The sequence below is a fragment of the Sporosarcina sp. FSL W7-1349 genome (assembly GCF_038003045.1).
Classification (GTDB): domain Bacteria; phylum Bacillota; class Bacilli; order Bacillales_A; family Planococcaceae; genus Sporosarcina.
In genome coordinates this window covers 293,936-312,911 of sequence record NZ_JBBOOK010000003.1, presented here as the reverse complement: position 1 = coordinate 312,911, position 18,976 = coordinate 293,936, and the positions used below count along the sequence as shown (strand labels likewise).

The 18,976-nt window shown below is 49.0% G+C and carries 18 protein-coding genes and 1 riboswitch; of the genes, 5 read left to right on the top strand and 13 right to left on the bottom strand.

Going from position 1 to position 18,976, the window contains the following annotated elements; genetic code table 11:
• Positions 1 to 112: 112 nt before the first annotated feature.
• Positions 113 to 2,104 carry a methyl-accepting chemotaxis protein gene (locus tag MKY41_RS20115; RefSeq protein ID WP_340746738.1) on the bottom strand — a complete coding sequence of 664 codons (1,992 nt, stop codon included), beginning with the start codon at positions 2,102 to 2,104 and terminating at the stop codon, positions 113 to 115.
• A gap of 174 nt (positions 2,105 to 2,278) precedes the next feature.
• On the bottom strand, positions 2,279 to 3,067 hold the full coding sequence (locus tag MKY41_RS20110; RefSeq protein ID WP_340746737.1) for an alpha/beta hydrolase: 789 nt from the start codon (positions 3,065 to 3,067) through the stop codon (positions 2,279 to 2,281).
• A 114-nt stretch (positions 3,068 to 3,181) separates the two neighbouring features.
• Between MKY41_RS20110 and MKY41_RS20105 the strand changes: the two genes are divergently transcribed.
• Complete coding sequence (locus MKY41_RS20105; protein ID WP_340746736.1) at positions 3,182 to 3,694, top strand: gamma carbonic anhydrase; 513 nt, start codon at positions 3,182 to 3,184, stop codon at positions 3,692 to 3,694.
• A gap of 323 nt (positions 3,695 to 4,017) precedes the next feature.
• Here the strand turns inward: MKY41_RS20105 and metK are convergent, their stop codons facing one another.
• A complete protein-coding gene (gene metK, locus MKY41_RS20100) occupies positions 4,018 to 5,223 on the bottom strand; it encodes a methionine adenosyltransferase (protein ID WP_340746735.1) in 1,206 nt (401 codons plus the stop codon).
• Positions 5,224 to 5,413: 190 nt separating this feature from the next.
• Positions 5,414 to 5,533: riboswitch (SAM riboswitch) on the bottom strand.
• A gap of 182 nt (positions 5,534 to 5,715) precedes the next feature.
• Here metK and pckA point away from each other — a divergent pair.
• Positions 5,716 to 7,302: a phosphoenolpyruvate carboxykinase (ATP) gene (pckA, locus tag MKY41_RS20095; protein ID WP_340746734.1), complete on the top strand. Its 1,587-nt coding sequence runs from the start codon at positions 5,716 to 5,718 to the stop codon at positions 7,300 to 7,302.
• Positions 7,303 to 7,377: 75 nt separating this feature from the next.
• Here pckA and MKY41_RS20090 read toward each other — a convergent pair whose 3' ends face one another.
• The 5 genes from MKY41_RS20090 to MKY41_RS20070 form a co-directional block, all read right to left on the bottom strand.
• Positions 7,378 to 8,169 (bottom strand): alpha/beta hydrolase family protein, encoded by a 792-nt coding sequence (locus tag MKY41_RS20090; RefSeq protein WP_340746733.1) that lies wholly within the window; start codon positions 8,167 to 8,169, stop codon positions 7,378 to 7,380.
• Positions 8,159 to 8,620, bottom strand: a complete 462-nt coding sequence (locus MKY41_RS20085; protein WP_340746732.1) for an NUDIX domain-containing protein — start codon at positions 8,618 to 8,620, stop codon at positions 8,159 to 8,161. The genes MKY41_RS20090 and MKY41_RS20085 overlap by 11 nt, the downstream gene beginning before the upstream one ends.
• 47 nt (positions 8,621 to 8,667) lie before the next feature.
• A complete protein-coding gene (locus MKY41_RS20080; RefSeq protein ID WP_340746731.1) occupies positions 8,668 to 8,976 on the bottom strand; it encodes a transposase in 309 nt (102 codons plus the stop codon).
• 85 nt (positions 8,977 to 9,061) lie between these two features.
• On the bottom strand, positions 9,062 to 9,244 hold the full coding sequence (locus MKY41_RS20075; protein WP_340746730.1) for a putative motility protein: 183 nt from the start codon (positions 9,242 to 9,244) through the stop codon (positions 9,062 to 9,064).
• Between the two features lie 62 nt (positions 9,245 to 9,306).
• Positions 9,307 to 9,756: a Dps family protein gene (locus MKY41_RS20070; RefSeq protein WP_340746729.1), complete on the bottom strand. Its 450-nt coding sequence runs from the start codon at positions 9,754 to 9,756 to the stop codon at positions 9,307 to 9,309.
• A 153-nt stretch (positions 9,757 to 9,909) separates the two neighbouring features.
• Between MKY41_RS20070 and yidD the strand changes: the two genes are divergently transcribed.
• Entirely contained in the window at positions 9,910 to 10,146 is a 237-nt protein-coding gene (gene yidD / locus MKY41_RS20065) for a membrane protein insertion efficiency factor YidD (protein WP_340746728.1), read from the top strand.
• A 130-nt stretch (positions 10,147 to 10,276) separates the two neighbouring features.
• The gene (locus MKY41_RS20060; protein WP_340746727.1) at positions 10,277 to 11,281 is read left to right on the top strand and encodes a metal ABC transporter solute-binding protein, Zn/Mn family; all 1,005 of its coding nucleotides are present in this window, start codon (positions 10,277 to 10,279) and stop codon (positions 11,279 to 11,281) included.
• Positions 11,282 to 11,491: 210 nt separating this feature from the next.
• On the opposite strand, the gene MKY41_RS20055 is transcribed toward MKY41_RS20060, so the two are convergent.
• The 5 genes from MKY41_RS20055 to MKY41_RS20035 form a co-directional block, all read right to left on the bottom strand.
• Positions 11,492 to 12,964 (bottom strand): o-succinylbenzoate--CoA ligase, encoded by a 1,473-nt coding sequence (locus MKY41_RS20055; protein WP_340746726.1) that lies wholly within the window; start codon positions 12,962 to 12,964, stop codon positions 11,492 to 11,494.
• Positions 12,965 to 13,025: 61 nt separating this feature from the next.
• A complete protein-coding gene (gene menB, locus MKY41_RS20050; protein WP_041070666.1) occupies positions 13,026 to 13,844 on the bottom strand; it encodes a 1,4-dihydroxy-2-naphthoyl-CoA synthase in 819 nt (272 codons plus the stop codon).
• A 12-nt stretch (positions 13,845 to 13,856) separates the two neighbouring features.
• Positions 13,857 to 14,675 carry a 2-succinyl-6-hydroxy-2,4-cyclohexadiene-1-carboxylate synthase gene (menH, locus tag MKY41_RS20045; RefSeq protein ID WP_340746725.1) on the bottom strand — a complete coding sequence of 273 codons (819 nt, stop codon included), beginning with the start codon at positions 14,673 to 14,675 and terminating at the stop codon, positions 13,857 to 13,859.
• The gene (menD, locus tag MKY41_RS20040) at positions 14,668 to 16,380 is read right to left on the bottom strand and encodes a 2-succinyl-5-enolpyruvyl-6-hydroxy-3-cyclohexene-1-carboxylic-acid synthase (RefSeq protein WP_340746724.1); all 1,713 of its coding nucleotides are present in this window, start codon (positions 16,378 to 16,380) and stop codon (positions 14,668 to 14,670) included. Before menD ends, menH begins: the two co-directional genes overlap by 8 nt.
• Positions 16,373 to 17,758, bottom strand: a complete 1,386-nt coding sequence (locus tag MKY41_RS20035) for an isochorismate synthase (protein ID WP_340746723.1) — start codon at positions 17,756 to 17,758, stop codon at positions 16,373 to 16,375. Before MKY41_RS20035 ends, menD begins: the two co-directional genes overlap by 8 nt.
• A 164-nt stretch (positions 17,759 to 17,922) precedes the next feature.
• Here MKY41_RS20035 and MKY41_RS20030 point away from each other — a divergent pair, with 164 nt between their 5' ends.
• Entirely contained in the window at positions 17,923 to 18,834 is a 912-nt protein-coding gene (locus MKY41_RS20030; RefSeq protein ID WP_340746722.1) for a 1,4-dihydroxy-2-naphthoate polyprenyltransferase, read from the top strand.
• The last annotated feature ends 142 nt before the right edge of the window (positions 18,835 to 18,976 follow it).

The following is an 18,976-nucleotide window of genomic DNA, read 5'->3' as shown; positions in this document are numbered from 1 at the left end:
AGCATATTCATTTGCATGAAATGATATTTTTCAATCGTTCATTATGAATATACCGGAAATGAAAACCCTTGAAAACCAGTAATCGGCCGGTTTTCAAGGGTTCGCTTGCTCCTTACACTTTAAATTGACTGATTGCCTTATGCAATTCATCGCTGAGGCCTGACAGCCGATCCGCGGAGCCTGCCACTTCGCGGATGGCATGCAATTGCTCGGTTGTCGAAGCATTGATTTCCTCGCTCGCAGCAGCCGTTTCCTGAGATGTGGCTGCCATCGTTTCAATGGTCTCCAATACGGTTTCCTTGTGACGGACGACTTCATTCACCTCATCGTAGACGCTCGCGATGGATTGTTCTAAACGCTGCATCAGATCGGTAATATTTCCGAATGTCGCTTCCGTATTTTGGACGACAATTGCTCGATCTTGGAAAGACTGGCCGGTCTCCCGCATCTCCGTCGCCACCCGGTGAGATCCTTCCTGAAGTTCCGCGACAGTCGCTCTCACTTCATCCGTCGCACGACTTGATTGTTCGGCGAGTTTTCGGACTTCCTCCGCCACCACGGCGAATCCTTTTCCATGTTCTCCCGCTCTTGCCGCTTCGATGCTTGCGTTGAGCGCTAGCAGATTCGTCTGGGCGGAAACTTCCGTGATGGTCTCCAAAATGGTGCCGATCGCTTCGACTTTATGCTCTAGATCTTGGACGGAATTCCCCATGGACAGCAAATTGGTCCGCCAGTCAGCAAAGGCCGTCTGCAACTCATTAACCTGAGTACGCCCTTCTGCATTTGCCGCTTCCGCATCCGTTGCAATTGATCGCATGACGCCGGCTTTATCATGGATGCCCATAATCTGCTGACCTAGCAGATCCACTGTCCGTGTCGCATCCTCGGTATCATGAGCAGATTTGGTCGCCCCAGCTGCAACATCCTCAACCGCCCCTGCCATCTGTTCACTAATTGCGTTCGTCTCCTCCGCGGAAGCGCTCAAGCTCTCTGCGGAAAGGCGTACTTCTTGGACGGATTGCCGGACAGTTGTAATAATATCATGTACTTTCGCCGCCATGACATTAAAGTTGGCAGCCAATTTGCCAAATTCGTCTTTTGAGCGGACTTCGGCATGGACATCCAATTCACCCATCGCCATTTTATCCATCTCCGCACCGATGATATCGAGCGGCTTGATCATTTTAGTGATCAGGAACCATAAGAGGGCTCCGATGAGTAATTCCGCTAGGATGAATATGAAGATGACAAGATTCCTCGTCTCTTTCGCAGTGTCCATGATGGCATCTTCATTGAATGCGGCGCCAACCGTCCAGCCGAGGCGCGGAATTTCCGCGGAGACGGCCGTCATCGTCTTGCCGTTTTCTTCGTAACGCGCAATGCCGTTCTGCTGTGCCGCATTCATATATGAAAGGTCCGCCCTCTCGCCACTTTCGGTGACGCCGGATGGATGGACAATCGCGTTACCGGATTTATCCAACAGGAAAGGATAGCCCTGAAATCCGAACTCGCTTTCCGAAACCCGTTCGGTCATCATCGCCAAACTGATGTCAGCCCCAAGTACACCGATGACCTCATTATTTTGCGTCACCGCTTTGGATGCCGTAATGACATATTCCCCGGTAGTCAGATCGATATACGGATCAGACCAGACGACCTGGCTGGGATTCGCTTTCGCGTCAATGTACCAACTGCGACCTACCGCGTCAAAATCGGTTAGATCGACAAGCGGCATAAATATCGTTGCATTACTTTCCAGTGTAAAAAACGTCAAGCTCGCCGCCGGCAGCTCTTCCAAAAAATTGCCGAGTGCGTTTTCAATGCCAGTATGGGACAAGGATTCATTTGACCCGGTGGCCTTCTGTTCTTCCACATAATCTGCAACGGCTGGATGATTGACCAGCAGCTGCAACGCCTGCTCATATTGGAGCATGAAATTATCGATCGACTGGCCCATGACCGTGACCGCGACGTCGCTTTGGGAATACAGTACCTGCTTCGTCTGCTTCAGCATCTGATCATTGACAAATAAATTAATAACGCTAAGCACTATAAAAAACATGGCGAAGACGCTTACAATTATTTTTGTTTTAATGGACTTCAATTCGCTATTCTCCTTCATCTGCCGGTTGTTTCAATCCCGAAACTAGTCAGTTAATCCTGCTCATTATAATATACAAGTCTTATATAAGATAGATATTCTCACAGATTAAAACTATTTTGATATAAGGGAATCTTCTCGAAAAAATCCAAAAAAAGACACCTTTTCAGATGTCTTTCATACTACATATCCAAGGGACCGCAAGACATTATCCATAAATGCCTCCGTGTATAGATAGATGTCTTCGCGTTCCGGTTCCTGGTAGATATCATGGTAAAGCCGCTTCCACTGTTTGACTTGGACTTCCGACAACTGCTGTTTCCATACCCAGCTTCGCGCATAGGCAATATCACTCAACTGATCACTGCCGCCAAGGTGGAGAAGGACGGGCACGTCTTGGATGGTGTCCTCGTGCTGGAAGACCGACTTCATGAAAGTTTGCAATTCTTTATACCAGACCGCCGTCACAACCGGGTTATAGAGACGATCCGATTGCGCATCGACGTACACATCGTAATTGCGGGTCAACATTTCAATACTGATCTCATGATTCAGTTTCATGGAAGAAGAAAATTTCGTCAGCATCGCCGAGAATTTGGGCGGCTGGTGTTTCAATGAAAACCAAGGCGAACTGAGAATCAAGCCCGCGACTTCCAGTTTCTCCATTTGCAGGAGACGCGCGACCAAGGTCGCCCCTAGTCCATGCCCAAACACAAACAGAGGCAAATGATCCGCCAATCCGACACCGATCAATTTCTTGACATACTCTTCATATGTACGGAAGGATTCATTATGAATCCTTCTGCCGCTCTCCTCCCCATGGCCGGGCAAATCTCCGGTTACGACATGGTAACCGCTAGCTCTCAGTTTCTGGATCAACCATGCGAAACGGTTATGATGTTCATACGCACTGTGAACGATGACTGCGACCGCCTTAGGCTGTCCGTCCGCTTCCCATTTCCACATGAGCAACCTCCTCATCTATCCATCGTCTACTCTTATTTTTACCGTTTTCAGTTCAATAAAAACCCGAACTTTGTTAGGATAATTATACACCACTAGAGGAAGAGGGAGAACGAAATGATTTATCCATATAAAGACAAGACCCCTAAAATCGATCCGTCCGTTTACATTGCAGAGTATACAACTATTACGGGAGACGTGACAATCGGTCCAGAATCCTCCATCTGGTTCAACACCGTCATCCGCGGGGATGTCTCCCCGACCATTATCGGGAGCAAGGTCAACATCCAAGACCTCTGCTGCCTCCATCAAAGCCCCAATCGTCCATTGGTGCTGGAAGACGAAGTGTCGATCGGCCACCAAGTGACACTACATAGCTGCACAATCCGCAAAGGAGCGCTCGTTGGGATGGGCGCCATCGTGTTGGATGGAGCGGAAATCGGAGAAGGCGCATTTGTCGGGGCAGGCAGTTTAGTCCCTCCGGGTAAAAAAGTGCCGCCCCACACATTGGTCATGGGCTCCCCCGCTAAAGTCGTGCGTGAACTAAACGACGACGATAAAAAAGATATGGAACGCATCGTCCGGGAATACGCGGAGAAAGGGCAGTATTATAAGAGTTTGCAAAACTGATTGGGTGGAATGAAGCTGAGGGCAATTGAAAAGATAAAGTTTGGCGCTTGGATTGAGGTATCAGGGTTCGGTGTAAGATAACAGCGCTTGGCACAAACTATCAGCAAGTGGATCTAAGTATCGGCTGTTGATGCAATGTATCAGCGTTTGAAATGAAGTATCAGTCATTGGAGCAAAATATCAGCATATGGCGCGGGTTATCAGCACTTGACTCAATACATCAAAGATTGATGAGAGTTATAGCGTGAGAGTACAGTATCAGCGCTTCGCAAAATCCAAAAGGAAGGCCGCCATTTTCGGGCGCCCTTCCTTTAATCATTCAATCATCCAATCACGCGCTCCGCCAACTCCCTGAGCGCATTCGCTTTATCCGTCTGTTCCCATGGCAATTCGATATCGGTACGTCCGAAATGTCCGTATGCCGCCGTTTGCTGATAAATTGGGCGGCGCAGGTCGAGCATTTTAATAATGCCGGCCGGACGCAGGTCGAACAACTCTCGTACCAAGTCCACTAATTTGCTCTCTTCAATTTTACCGGTGCCAAATGTATCAACATTGATCGAGACCGGTTTAGCCACTCCGATTGCGTAAGCCAGTTGTACTTCACAACGATCCGCCAAATCTGCCGCCACAATGTTTTTCGCTACATACCGTGCCGCATAGGAGGCAGAGCGGTCAACTTTCGTCGCGTCTTTCCCTGAAAACGCACCGCCGCCGTGCCGCGCATAGCCGCCGTATGTATCGACGATGATTTTTCGGCCTGTCAGACCCGCATCCCCTTGAGGGCCCCCGATGACAAATCTTCCGGATGGATTAATGAAATATTTTGTGTCTTCATCCAACAACTCTTCCGGAACGACCGCACCGATGACGACTTCTTTCATATCCCGGGTGATCTGCTCAATGGTCACTTCTGGATGATGCTGCGTCGAGATGACGATCGTGTCGATCCGTACCGGTTTATTCTCCTCATCGTATTCCACTGTCACTTGTGTTTTTCCGTCCGGACGCAAATAAGGGAGGATTTCCTCTTTGCGCACTTCGGACAGGCGACGTGACAATTTATGTGCCAAACTGATCGGCAAAGGCATTAATTCCGGTGTTTCATTACAAGCAAATCCGAACATGAGACCTTGGTCTCCTGCCCCAATTGCTTCTAACTCTTCGTCCGTCATCGTCCCTTCCCGTGCTTCCAATGCTTGGTCAACTCCTGCTGCAATTTCAGGAGATTGCTCATCGATGGAAGTGAGAACCGCCGATGTTTCCCAGTCGAATCCGAATTTCGCGCGTGTATATCCGATTCCCTTCACCGTTTCCCGTACCACTTTCGGAATATCCACATACGTAGTTGTCGTAATTTCACCTGTGACCAAGACTAGCCCGGTCGTGATTGTTGTTTCGCAAGCCACCCGTGCATTCGCATCTTCCTTTAAGATGGCGTCGAGGATAGCGTCCGAAATCTGATCGCACATTTTATCCGGATGGCCCTCGGTTACAGATTCTGACGTGAACAATTTACGGTTTGACATACAATTTCCTCCTATATCCTACGAGATTGATACGGTACTCATAAGTCCCATGTTAAGTTTGTCCAGAATGAAGTACAAACTTTAAGCCATTTCGAGCTTTAACACGAGGGATAAAGGGCAATCTAATAAAAAAAGCCCTTCACTCACGTAAAAACATGAGGAAAGGCATGATTTCGAAAAGCACCTTTCACTCTTATCGTTCAAGGAATTTTACCTTGGTCCAGGTTTGGCACCTTCTCGCAGACGATTATGTCTTTGCAGGTTGCCGGGTTTCATAGGGCCTGACCCCTCCACCAGCTCGGGATAAGAGTATCCGTTCATACCTATGCTACGAAATTTTTTCTTCCTTGTCAACAATGTATGGCAATTGTGTCTAATTCATTGAGGTTGCAAATTAGTGTAGATTATTATTGGTAATGTGTTATACTATTCGTGAATTGTGATGGACACCCAAAAATTTAGGGATTATATGCAAAGGACGGTACTTACATTATGATTTCAGCGAAAATTGGCGATGCACTAAAAAATCTTCTTGCAGGAGAAAATGTAAACATCCAGCTTTCGGTGCCACAACTGGTCGAAAAGGCGACTTCCCGTGGAGAGGCTCAGCTTACAGCAGACGGAGCCATCACTGCGCGGACAGGAAAATATACAGGACGTTCCCCGGAAGATAAGTATATCGTCGAGGAAGCGTCTTCCAAAGACAAAATTGACTGGGGCAAAGTGAACCGGCCGATTTCCTCCGAAATTTTCGATTCCTTATATACGAAAGTGCTGGATCACCTTTCCAAAAAGGATGAGCTTTTCGTTTTCAAAGGATTTGCAGGTGCAGATAAGGACTCTCGCTTGGCTATCCAAGTCGTCAACGAATATGCATGGCAGAACCTCTTCGTCCACCAATTGTTCATCCGTCCGACGGAAGAAGAATTGAAAACGCACGAAGCCCAGTTCACCATTCTGGCGGCTCCTTCATTCAAAGCAGATCCGGCTGTAGACGGTACTCATTCTGAGACTTTCATCATCGTTTCACTTGAAAAGCGCATTGTTTTGATCGGTGGTACGGAATATGCTGGGGAAATGAAAAAATCCATCTTCTCCATCATGAACTACCTTCTTCCTGAACAAGGTGTCCTTCCGATGCACTGCTCGGCGAACGTCGGCGAAGCAGGCGATGTTGCCCTATTCTTCGGCCTTTCCGGCACAGGGAAAACGACACTTTCAGCGGATGCTGACCGCAAGCTGATCGGTGACGATGAGCACGGTTGGTCCGATAATGGCGTCTTCAACATCGAAGGCGGATGCTATGCAAAATGCATCAACTTGTCCGAAGAAAAAGAGCCGGAAATCTTCGGTGCGATCAAATTCGGTTCAGTTCTGGAAAACGTCGTTATCGACGAAGATACACGCATTCCGGATTACGATGATAACTCGTTGACGGAAAACACGCGTGCAGCTTACCCGATTCAGAATATCGAGAATATTGTCATGCCGTCTGTCGCAGGCCACCCGAAAACCATCGTCTTCTTGACGGCGGATGCATTCGGCGTATTGCCTCCGATTTCAAAATTGACGAAGGAACAAGCGATGTACCACTTCCTTAGCGGATTCACTTCTAAATTGGCAGGTACAGAGCGTGGCATCACTTCTCCGGAAGCAACATTCTCCACATGCTTCGGATCACCGTTCCTACCGCTTCCAGCGATGGTCTATGCGGAAATGCTAGGAAATAAAATCGACGAGCACAACGCACAAGTCTTTCTGGTCAACACAGGCTGGACTGGCGGCGTCTACGGCGTTGGGAAACGGATGGATCTGAAATATACACGTGCGATGGTCCGCGCAGCATTGGCGGGCAAACTGAACGATGTGGAAACCGAAACGAATGAAATCTTCGGACTCCAAATGCCGGTTGCCATCGAAGGCGTTCCGAGCGAGGTATTGAACCCACGCAACGCTTGGGCGGATTCAGCGGCTTATGATGAAAAGGCATCAGAATTGGCGGGACTTTTCCGTGAGAACTTCAAAAAATTCGGTCATGTGTCAGAGGATATCGTCCAAAAAGGCGGACCGATCGCCTAATAAATACGCGACCCCAGGTATGAAATCATACCTGGGGTTTTTTGGTACCTGTTTTATTGGTCGTCCACAGGCACCTTAAACGGTCTGTTCTTTCATCCAGAGACAGGCGTCCCGGACGGTTTTCGCATTGATGGCAGGCGGGAAATAGTGGGTATAGTCAGGGAAATACCAAGTATCGTACGGCTTCCCGTGTTCGCGTAATGCGTCTTCCAATAGGATCGCTTGTTCAAAGGAAACATTATCATCTTTCATTCCGTGAATAATTAAAACAGGACACGCGATTTCATTCACCCGGAAGAGGGCGGTCCGTTCCCGATATTCATCCGGCATATTATTCGGCGTTCCCCCGATGACGCGTTTCATCATCCGCCGCATATCTTTCCGTTCCTTGTATGTAAAAACGATATCCGAGACGCCTGCCCAGGTGACGACGGACGCAATGTCTTCGCGTAAAATGGCTGTCCATAATGCCATGATGCCTCCTCTTGAAAAGGCAAATAGGTGAATCCGTCCGTCCCGCAGTTTCGGGGACTGCTTTAAGACATCCACCCCATGGACTGCATCCAATCGATCGGCGCCGGCGAATTCATCTCGTCCTTCCCCTCCACGATTCCCACGATAATAAGGGGCGAACACGACAAATCCTTGTGATGCGAACTGGGCGATGCGGGCAGGCCGGACCATGCCGACATGCTGAATGCCACCACGCAAATAGAGGAGACCTTCATACTCCCCTTCCGCAATCGGCTCAGCGAGAAGCCCTTTCACCCTCAGACCATCCGACCAATAGGTGATTTCCTCTAATTGGACATTCGGGTTCGGGGACGGGTAAGGTCTTCGATGATAAATCATTCCATCACTCTGCATATGCTTCCACCCGCTTCCTGATTTGCTCCATCCCGGTGCCTGTCATATGGAAACTTAACTCGCCACAAGTCTCGATCTCTTCGTCCGTCAACCACAAAGCGCCTTCCGTTTCATGAAGTTCCGGGTGTAGTTCGATCGAGTCGACTGTCCCCGTGAAAACCGCCTTGCAAAACGTCTGGTTGCTGCGTACGACGTATTCGGCCACGTGGGCCAGGCCAGAAATGGAGACACCGGTCTCCTCCATCGTCTCGCGAACGGCCGCTTCCTCGATCGTTTCCCCTTCTTCTGCCTTTCCGCCAGGGAACTCGATACCGCGTCCGGGATGCCGGGTCATTAGCCATTTCCCTTCATGCTTCAGCACAACGAGGACGTGTCTCGCTTCCATTCCATCCGGATTCTTACCGAATGTCAGCTCCACACGTCCCCCGTTGACATCCGTAAAAACCATCATGTCACTTCACATCCTTTTGTTCAGTGTAGCGAAGGACAAAACCGTTTTCAACGGAAATATGGCAGTTGTTCGATGAACCGCTTCGACTCTTCATCCGTGAATTCATGAATCAGTGCATAAATCATCATCGTTCTCCGGTCCACGTCATAATTGTCTTTGTCAGAGTGATACGGAACGTAAGGAAGATGAGCACGAAGGAAATTCCGGAATTCCAAACGGTCCATTTGATTGAAAATCCGCTTGAAGACGGGCGCAGCCTCCCTCGTAATTTCCACTTCATATTCCCACGGAGAATCATGGGGATGCGGATATACTTGCTGATTGACGACCGATACGTATAATTTCATCTTTTCCATACGAACCATCCTTTTTTCCGGTTAGTATGGTCCGTGCAAAACAAAACATGCACCTCCGTTATGGAGATGCATGTCTCTTCCGCAATTAAGCTTTCACATCGACGGAAATCCCTTTAGTAGGATGTGCGGCAACCGGCTGAGCCGGCAAACTGTCCAACATTTCTGTCGCCGCAGCTGTGTTCATCGAGAGGGCTTTCGTCATCACACTCATTTGGACAGTGGACTGCAAACTGCGCAGTTGACTGGCCATCATGGAGTTGATATCCATTTCCCATCCCTCCTTTCACACTTCTACTATCGGTTTTTCCCTCTTGTTTTCAAGGCGGGCTTTTATTTATTATCCTCTCCGAGGAAGGCATTCAGCATCCACTGGTGTTTTTCGATGCTTTGATACGTCGCATTCAATAGATCCTCGGTCATATCATCGCCGTCTTTTGCAGCGAGGTCCATTCCCTTTTTCAGCGATTTCATGATTTTATCGAAATCCTCCACCAAGGTTTGAACCATGCCTTCCGCCTTCTCGCTTCCGCTCGCTTCTTCCACGACAGATTGCTCCAGGTGCTCTTTTAGCGTGGCAACCGGATTTCCACCTAGTGTCAAAATACGCTCGGCGATTTCATCCATATGTAGCGTAGCCTCATTATAAAGTTCCTCGAATTTCGCATGGAGGGTGAAGAATTGATTCCCCTTTACATACCAATGGTAATTATGGAGTTTCGCATACATGACTGACCATGTGGAAACCTGTGTGTTCAACTCTTCTAATAGCTCTTTAGACATAAAAAACAGCTCCTTTTATCTACTCTATTCCCATTCAGCGAACGTTTACTCATGGATGATGGAAGGCTTTTGCTGAATGAAAAATCATCTCTCTTTTAATTTACCACAGATAGCTCTAGAATAAACATAATGACATATTCAGGAGTAAATAATTTGAAAAAATTGCTAATCGGTTTAATTAAAATATATCAAAAAGTCATATCTCCACTGACACCTCCCTCTTGTCGCTTCTATCCGACTTGTTCCCATTATGGTATAGAGGCCATTGCAAAACATGGAACGTGGAAAGGGGGATGGTTGACCATCAAACGGATTTCAAAATGCCACCCATTCCATGAAGGCGGATTCGATCCTGTTCCGGAAAAAGTGGAAGAAAAGAACAAAGTGTAAGTTCGGTCTTGTGAACCGGACTTTTTTCTTTTGTATAAATGGGTTGTCAAAACCCCGACTCTTATGTATGATAAAAAAGCGCACTACCTAAATCGTAATCATTACTATTAAGAAAAGGAGATTCAGAATGATGGGATACAAACGATTTTTTATTCTTTGTCTATCGGTTCTTTTCTTGCTGAGCGCTTGCGGCAAGAATGAGAATAACGAAGCGAATGAGAAAGACGAGGAAACATTGACTGTCTATACGACGGTTTATCCGCTTCAGTATTTCTCGGAACGGATTGGCGGCAGCCATGTCGACGTCCATTCCATCTATCCTGCCGGGGCCGATGAACATACATTCGACCCAACTCAAAAGGATATGATGGCCCTTGCCGACGCGGATTTATTTTTCTATATCGGACTTGGACTGGAAGGTTTTGTGGAAAATGCAGAAAAAACTTTGAAGAATGAGCATGTGAAATTGATTCCGACTGCGGACCTGATTCCGGAGGAGCAGCTTGGAGAGGGACATAGCCATGAAGACGAGGAGCATGGGCATGACAAGCACGACGGGCACGAGCATGACGAAGGAGAACATGATGGCCACGGGCACGAATCTCATCTGCATGACCCGCATGTATGGATCTCGCCAAATCTGAGTATCGAACTCGCTACCTCTATCAAAGAGGCGCTTATCGATGCAGCACCTGAAGCAAAAGAGGAGTTTGAAAAGAATTTCGAGCAATTGAAAGAAGACTTGGAACAACTGGATAAGAAATTCCAAGAAATGGCTGACGAAGCTCCGAATAAAACCTTTTTCGTGTCCCATGCCGCTTTTGGTTATTTGGCAGATCGCTACGGTTTAGACCAAGTCGCAGTCGCAGGCCTAAATTCGCAAAGCGAACCATCTCAAAAACAACTAGCGATCCTTGTCGAGGAAGCAAAAGAAAAGGACATCAAGTTTGTCCTGTTTGAACAGAATGTCTCATCCAAATTGACGGAAGTCATCCGCAAGGAAATCGGAGCGGAGTCGCTAACACTCCATAATTTAGGCGTGTTGACGAAAGAAGATGTAGAACACGAAGAAACCTATTTTACGTTGATGGAACATAATTTAGAAACATTACGCACCGCGCTAAGTAGTGAATGAGAAAGGACCGCTCCTGGATTTGGATTTGGGAGCGGTCCTTTTGTGGAATTTGGAATTTTGGACAAAATGGGACCGTTTCACGCTGAACCATGGTGGTCCGTACGCGCCATGATAGTTTTGCGCAGGGCCATGACAGTTCTCCGAGTTGTCCTTACAATTCGCGGAATTGCCGTGACAGTTCGCACAAGCCATGACAGTTCGCCAAGCACATTAATCCGAACGTTCCAAGTTCCCATGGCCTTCCTGTTGGGCGGCCCACTGTTTCAATTCGCGCCGCAGCAGTTTATTGGACGCGTTGCGAGGTAACTGGTTCACAAAGTAGTATGCTTTTGGCAATTTATAACGGGCGAGTCTCTCCTCGCAAAATGCGGTCAGCGTATCAGCCGTCACCTCGCCTTGCTTCACGATAAACGCCACCGGTACGGTGCCCCATTCCGGATGGGCTTGTCCGCAGACGCCCGCCTCCAACACAGCTGGATGCGAAGCAAGGATGTTTTCAATCTCGGCCGGATAAATATTCTCTCCGCCTGAAATGATCAAGTCCGAACGCCGGTCGACGATAAATAAATACCCTTCCTCATCAATATAACCGAGGTCTCCCGTCGGCAACCAGCCGTCCCGTAGCGGATCTTCCGTCGCCGCATGGCCAATATACCCTGGCGTGACATGCGGGCCTCGAATGAGTACTTCCCCCACATCTCCTGCAGCGTGGGCGCCGTTTATTTTGATTTGGTTAAAAAAGAGCGGTTTCCCTGCGGAACCGATTTTCCGAATTGCATCCTGTGCAGCCAAGGTGGCCGTTTGGGAGCTCGTTTCGGTCATGCCATACGTTTGCAGGACTGGCATGTTCCGTTCAGCAGCTCGTTCCAAATAATTCACGGGCACCGGCCCGCCTCCGGGAAGCATGGTCCGGAAAGAAGGATGCGCCATCTGATCCTGCTTCTCCAGTTCCTGCAAAATCCGATTCAACATCGTGGCTACAACGGACATCCGAGTCACTGTCCCTTGTCGGATTTCCTCCGCCGCAGCAACCGCGTCAAATTTCTCATACAATCTCACTTCCATCCCGTATAGCAGCGAACGGACTAAGATAGAAAAGCCACTAATATGGAACAACGGCATTGCGCATAACCAGACATCCTGTTCCTCCAGTCCGAGGTTCAACACGGAAGACAATGCGCTGGATGTGTGATTTCCCGCAGTTTGGCGGACGCCTTTAGGCAATCCGGTTGTGCCGGATGTATACATGATCGTAATCGTGCGGTCGGGTCCCCATAATTCTTGGGGAACATGCGCCATGCTTTGCCCCGCTTCCACTTCCGAAAACAGGAGAACCGGCAAATTGGGATGGACGAGGTGGCGCAGCGAATCTTGAACCAACACCGTCGCGGCTTTCGAATCCTTCACTTGCCACTGAAGCTCCTCCGCTGTCAGCCGGCTGTTAAGCATGACGATTTCCAGATCGGCCAAAAGGCACGCCTGGATCATGAAGACCATTTCCGGATTGGACGAACCGAGCAATGCAATGCGGCTATCGGAGGCCAAGCCTTGCCCTTTCAACTTCCCGGCAAGCTGTAAAGCCCTGTCTTTCATTTCCCAAAAGGTCCAACGTTCCTCGCCGAACGAGAAGGCCGTTTTGTGCGGTGTCAAATAAGCGCGCTGCATGAGCCAGTTTGGAATCATGCAATCACCTTCCTTTCGTCAGAAAAAGCTGCCCATTTCAAGGCAGCTTCATAATTACAGATTAAGGGAAACGCGGGAATTGGCCGAAGTCCGGTTTGCGTTTCTCTTTGAACGCATCGCGTCCCTCTTTCGCTTCATCCGTTGTATAGTATAGGAGCGTCGCATCTCCGGCAAGCTGTTGCAAACCAGCCAAGCCGTCCGTATCGGCATTCATCGCCGCTTTGATGAAACGAAGGGCAGTCGGGCTCATCGCCAACATTTCCTCACACCATTTCACCGTTTCATCTTCCAATTGCTCATATGGGACAACCGTGTTGACTAGCCCCATCTCCAACGCTTGCTGCGCATCGTATTGACGGCAGAGATACCAAATTTCCCGTGCTTTTTTATGGCCGATGATACGAGCCAGATACCCGGAACCGTATCCTGCGTCAAATGATCCAACTTTTGGACCCGTTTGCCCGAATCGAGCATTTTCAGCAGCAATCGTCAAATCGCAAACGACATGAAGGACATGGCCTCCGCCGATTGCATAACCAGCAACCATTGCGACAACCGGTTTTGGAATGACGCGGATCAGCCGTTGCAGATCCAATACGTTCAAACGAGGAATTTCATCTTCCCCGACATAGCCGCCGTGGCCGCGAACCGATTGGTCACCGCCTGAACAGAACGCCATCTCCCCTTCACCTGTTAGGATGATGACTCCGATGCTCTCATCATCGCGGGCCCGTGTAAAAGCATCAATCAGTTCCGCTGTTGTTTTCGGTCTGAAAGCATTCCGCACTTCCGGACGGTTGATCGTCACTTTGGCAATCCCATTATACTTTTCGTATTTAATATCTTCGTATGTACGAATTGTTTCCCATTGACGTGTCATTTTACTCCTCCTCTAATTTATATACTCCTCTATCATTGTAGCAAAAACATCCGGTTTTTCCACATGAATCGCATGGCCCGCTCCCAAAACGGTCTTTTGGACGCTATTGGGCAAGTGCGCGGCCATTTCCCGGGAAATATTGACGAATTTCTTGTCGAATTCCCCCGTAATGAGAAGAACGGGAATATCTAGTTTGTCGAGTTCACTCCAGTAGGAGCGCTGACATCCCGTTCCCATGCCCCGTAAGCTATTCGCGAGTCCAATTTCACTTTGACTTAGACGTTCTTCCCGGATGGCAGAACGGGTCTTTTCATCCAAGGCTTTCTGCGAATCAAATAAAGGGATATTTTCCCACCTATCCACAAAAGCAGTGAGTCCCTTCTCGATGATTTGATTGGCAAGCTGATTATCCAAATTTTTTCGGGACTCCCTCTCCTCTTTCCCTTGAAGTCCTGGTGAGGTGCTTTCGAGAATCAACATCTCTACTTTTTCAGGGGATCCCACCGCGTAGGCAAGTGCCGTGCGCCCGCCCATGGAATAGCCAAGCAATGTGAAACGTTCCAGGCCAAGCTGTATTACCACGTCATCGAGGTCTTTGATTTGCTCGTCCATCGAATACCGGCTAAGCTCCGAAGGCTTTGCAGTCTTTCCATGGCCAATCAAATCAATGGCTATTGTACGGAATCGCCCCTGAAGCCGCCGTGTAATTTCTTGCCACGTCCGTGTGCTGCCTGTAAACCCATGGAGCATGACAATCGTTGGGAGATGGACGTCCCCTTGAATTTCCACATATACCTCTATTCCCCGGACCGATAACACCCTATCATTCAATCGAATCGATCCCTTCCACGATCTTTGACCAAAGCTCCCGATGCGCCTTGACATTCGACGGTCGATCCGTAAACACCTCAATGATCCGGACAGGCTTCGTTTTCGGCTCGGCAAGCACTTCCGCAAACTGTTCGGGCGTCCGGACATCGGAATATTGGGCGTCATACATCGCCGCAATATGGTTGAACGTCAGCCCAGTCGGGGTCCCGAATAGTTGCTCGAAATGCTGGCTCACTTGGGACTGGGACAGATAGGAAAAGATGCCGCCTCCGTCATTATTCATAATAACAATCGTCAAATCCGTCTCTTGGAAGCGAGTGATGATCAGGCCATTGACGTCATGAAGGAAGGACAAATCCCCGATTAACAGCCAAGTCGGCCGTTTCCGTGTTTCTTGGACACCGAATGCCGAGGAAATGACGCCATCAATGCCATTTGTACCCCGATTTGCAAATACTGCAATGTCTCGGTCCGTTTTACGAAAGAACGTATCGACATCCCGGATCGGCATGCTGCTGCCGCTAAATAAATCGCTCCCATCCGGCAAATGATCGAATAGCATCTTAGCGTAGATCCCTTCGTCGCCGATACTGCCAGCATAATTGGATGTAATATCGGATGCGATCTCATTCGCCTGTGCCCAAAGCTTTGCGTAGGACGAATTGGAGCCAGACACTTCAAGTTGCCAGACCGCTTCGGGTGATGCCTGGATATGATGCGTCGCCACACCGAATGGATCACGAAATTCAGGCGATTCATCCACGACGAGTACTGTCGATGGACGCACGCCGGATAAATAAAGTGCCAATGGCTTCGACACCGGGTGCGAGCCGAATCGGATCACCGTCTGAGGCACCGCTTTCTCTTGGAAACTTTCACTCTTCAAGATAGCGTCGTAATGGTCGATGCAAAGTGATGAACAAGAAGCCGGTACTTCCGAACGGAGCTGAGATAAAGGATCGCAAAGGACCGGCCAGCCCAATTGCTGTGCAAATCGCCAAAAGGCGGTTTTATCAAGTGTCGCAGACAACTCGCCTACAACGACCATTCCGTTATTCGATTTCGTCAATACATCGACAATCTCCCGTTTGGCGTTTTCATCCAGGCAGTCATTTGAACGAATCCGCCCTTGGAACGTCGTTGGCGACGCCGGCAAATCAAAGTCGATCAAAAGCGGTTCTCGGAAAGGCATATTCAAATGGACAGGACCTTGCGGAACGGTCTGCGCCACCGATAGGGCCCTGCGGATATGGCGATCGATGAAATCGTCCATCACGGCGCTCTCTTCAGCCATAGGAAAATCCACGCTATACTTTACATGGCCGCCGTACATCCGGATTTGATCGATCGCCTGCGGAGCGCCGACTTCTCTTAATTCATGCGGCCGGTCCGCTGTAATGACAACGAGTGGAATCCGTGCATAATAGGCCTCCGTGATGGCAGGGTGATAATTGGAAGCTGCCGTGCCAGACGTACAGAGCAAGGCGACAGGCTGCCCGGATGCCTTGGCCATTCCAAGTGCATAATAAGCCGCAGAACGCTCGTCCACCTGTATATGCGTCTGCAAGTCAGGCGTCGAAGCAAACGCATAGGCAAGCGGAGTGGAACGGGATCCCGGGCTGATAACCGCCGATCGGACGCCTGCTTGGAGCAATGCCCCGGTAATCCGCCGTACGTGAGCGGTCAATATTTGTCGATTATCCATTCAACTTTCCTCCAAGTGCTCGGAGCACCGGTCTGAATTTGACCCAAGTCTCTTCGTATTCCATGTCCTTCTCAGAATTTGCGACAATTCCGCCTCCCGCATACAAATGAGCACGATTCCCATCAAGCAGGCCCGAGCGGATTGCAACGGCAAACTCTCCATTCCCCGCAGTGTCCGTCCAGCCGATCGGGGCCGCATAATAGCCACGATCCATCTTTTCCAACTCCCGGATCATCTCCATCGCAACATGAGTGGGCGAACCCCCAAGCGCCGGGGTGGGATGGAGCGCACGGACCAAATCAAAAATATCAATCTCCTCTTCCAACTCACCGACAACTGGTGTGAAGAGATGCTGGATATCCCGGATTTTCATCAGTTTCGGCATTTTCGGCACAGTCACCGATTTACATAACGATTGGAACACTGTAGAAATCATATGAACCACATATTGATGCTCCTCCCGGTTCTTGCGGTCTCCAAGCAATTCCTCGCCAAGAAGCCGGTCCTCCACGGCAGACTTGCCACGGCGAGTCGAGCCGGCGACACAAGCGGAGAATGCTTTTCCATTTTCTATCCGGATCAGCCTTTCCGGAGTCGCCCCGAAAAACAGGCGGTCATCCTTCTGCAAACCGAATTGATAGCTCTCTTGTTGTTCATTCGTAATATGATGCAACGCTGAAATGGACGGGACCGGCTCTTGGAAGCGCAGGTCAATTGAACGGGCAATGACCACTTTTTCCGCCTCGCCCGCTCGAATCCGTTCCGTCACTTGTTCCACAGCTGCTAAATAGCCCTCTTTCTCCCGTTCCTCGATTGCGAGCACTTGAGGCTTCGATACCTCAGGAAAGTCCTCCACTTGTGCAATATGGAGGAGCCTGTCCCGTTCCTCGCGAAGCTTCTCAAATTCCTCCGCAGACGAAGCGCGATCCGTCACCAAGTTGATGGCAATCATCGTCTTGCCGTCCTGGATTTTCAATTGGAAGGAAGGGACAACGAAATAGGAGGAAGGGAATCCTTTCCATTCCTCCTCCCCACCCACTTCCGGGTCAAATGAAAATCCGCCGAACAAAACAGGTTCCATATCCTTTTCTTCTTTGATGAGCGCTTCCCTCAACTGCTTCCAACTGTTGGATATGCTCGTGTATCGGTCTTCCCCGTAATCTGTCGTCAGGACTGTTGCATGCCCAATGCCGACCAAAGTCAATGTTTTATTTGCATTTTGCCAAAAGAAACGTTCGTTTTTATAACAAGAATCCCCCGCTTCAAAAAATGCCAGAGGAGATATTCGGCCTACATCAATGGTCTCTGTAAAAAAACGAATATCTTTTTGGCCGACGCCGGTCTTGGCGTCCCGAGTAGCGGTCAACTTCCGATTCATTCTGTTCCCTCCGTATTTTCGTGAAGCCCATAGTATGTTGATACCTCTATTCTATCATACAGAATTCTTCAAGATTCGGCATTATTTATGCAGGTGGGATGTCCAGAAACTTGATTTTGGAGTACAATAGAGACGAGTACTGAATAAAAAGGAGCGAACGAATCTTGCAACAGACGATGAAGGCGGATACCGGCTGGCGCATTTGGTGGAAACTGACACGTCCCCATACATTGACCGCTGCGTTTGCGCCTGTTTTTTTAGGGACGATGATTGCTTTAACACAAGGACCAATTCATCTTCCTCTATTTTTCGCCATGCTAATCGCAAGTATACTCATTCAAATGGCGACAAATATGTTCAATGAGTATTATGACTATAAAAGAGGACTCGATACGGAACACTCCGTTGGAATCGGCGGAACAATCGTCCGCAATGGGGTGAAGCCGAAAACAGTACTGAATCTCGCGCTGGCTCTTTACGGGATTTCCGTGCTGATTGGCATTTATATTTGTTCCGAAACCTCTTGGATGCTTGCTCTGGTCGGGGCACTGTCGATGATGGTCGGCTATTTCTATACAGGAGGCCCTTATCCGATAGCGTATACGCCTTTTGGGGAATTGTTTTCAGGTGTTGTGATGGGCATGTTTTTGATTCTCATCGCCTTTTATATCCAGACGGGAGAAATCACGAGAGAAGCTGTCCTGCTTTCCATTCCGAGTGTGCTATTGGTTGGTGGGATCATGCTAGCCAATAATATCCGGGACTTGGAGAGCGATAAGGAAGGCGGAAGGAGAACACTCGCCATCTTAGTTGGCCGATCCAAAGCAATCACGATATTGATGTCGTTTTTCATCCTTTCGTATATCTGGATTTTGGCACTTGTCCTTTTCGGTCACTTGACCCCTTGGGCGTTGCTGATCTTTTTGGCAGTGAAAAAGCCGGCTTCCGCCATTTCGGAATTTCGAAAAAATCGGTTACCAATCCAGATGATGCCGGCTATGAAAAACACGGCAGTGACCAACACTTTGTTTGCCACGCTGCTCGGTATCGGAATCCTAATTGGACATTTACTGTAAGCTGGCCTAAACAGCCCAGGAGTCCCTGCTGCGCCATCGGACAAGCATCTGGGACTTAAAAGCCGTACCCTTCATATAATGACGGGTGCGGCTTTTTGGCATGTAGGTTTAAACGATGCCTTCGAAAGGGAATTAAAAAGAA

What these genes read in the sequence shown, in the direction of transcription:
- MKY41_RS20110 (WP_340746737.1), bottom strand. Translation starts at nt 3,067, where the DNA reads ATGTGGAAATGGGAAGCGGACGGACAGCCTAAGGCGGTCGCAGTCATC.
- MKY41_RS20105 (WP_340746736.1), top strand. Translation starts at nt 3,182, where the DNA reads ATGATTTATCCATATAAAGACAAGACCCCTAAAATCGATCCGTCCGTT.
- metK (WP_340746735.1), bottom strand. Translation starts at nt 5,223, where the DNA reads ATGTCAAACCGTAAATTGTTCACGTCAGAATCTGTAACCGAGGGCCAT.
- pckA (WP_340746734.1), top strand. Translation starts at nt 5,716, where the DNA reads ATGATTTCAGCGAAAATTGGCGATGCACTAAAAAATCTTCTTGCAGGA.
- MKY41_RS20090 (WP_340746733.1), bottom strand. Translation starts at nt 8,169, where the DNA reads ATGCAGAGTGATGGAATGATTTATCATCGAAGACCTTACCCGTCCCCG.
- MKY41_RS20085 (WP_340746732.1), bottom strand. Translation starts at nt 8,620, where the DNA reads ATGATGGTTTTTACGGATGTCAACGGGGGACGTGTGGAGCTGACATTC.
- MKY41_RS20080 (WP_340746731.1), bottom strand. Translation starts at nt 8,976, where the DNA reads ATGGAAAAGATGAAATTATACGTATCGGTCGTCAATCAGCAAGTATAT.
- MKY41_RS20075 (WP_340746730.1), bottom strand. Translation starts at nt 9,244, where the DNA reads ATGGATATCAACTCCATGATGGCCAGTCAACTGCGCAGTTTGCAGTCC.
- MKY41_RS20070 (WP_340746729.1), bottom strand. Translation starts at nt 9,756, where the DNA reads ATGTCTAAAGAGCTATTAGAAGAGTTGAACACACAGGTTTCCACATGG.
- MKY41_RS20060 (WP_340746727.1), top strand. Translation starts at nt 10,277, where the DNA reads ATGGGATACAAACGATTTTTTATTCTTTGTCTATCGGTTCTTTTCTTG.
- MKY41_RS20055 (WP_340746726.1), bottom strand. Translation starts at nt 12,964, where the DNA reads ATGATTCCAAACTGGCTCATGCAGCGCGCTTATTTGACACCGCACAAA.
- menB (WP_041070666.1), bottom strand. Translation starts at nt 13,844, where the DNA reads ATGACACGTCAATGGGAAACAATTCGTACATACGAAGATATTAAATAC.
- menD (WP_340746724.1), bottom strand. Translation starts at nt 16,380, where the DNA reads ATGGATAATCGACAAATATTGACCGCTCACGTACGGCGGATTACCGGG.
- MKY41_RS20035 (WP_340746723.1), bottom strand. Translation starts at nt 17,758, where the DNA reads ATGAATCGGAAGTTGACCGCTACTCGGGACGCCAAGACCGGCGTCGGC.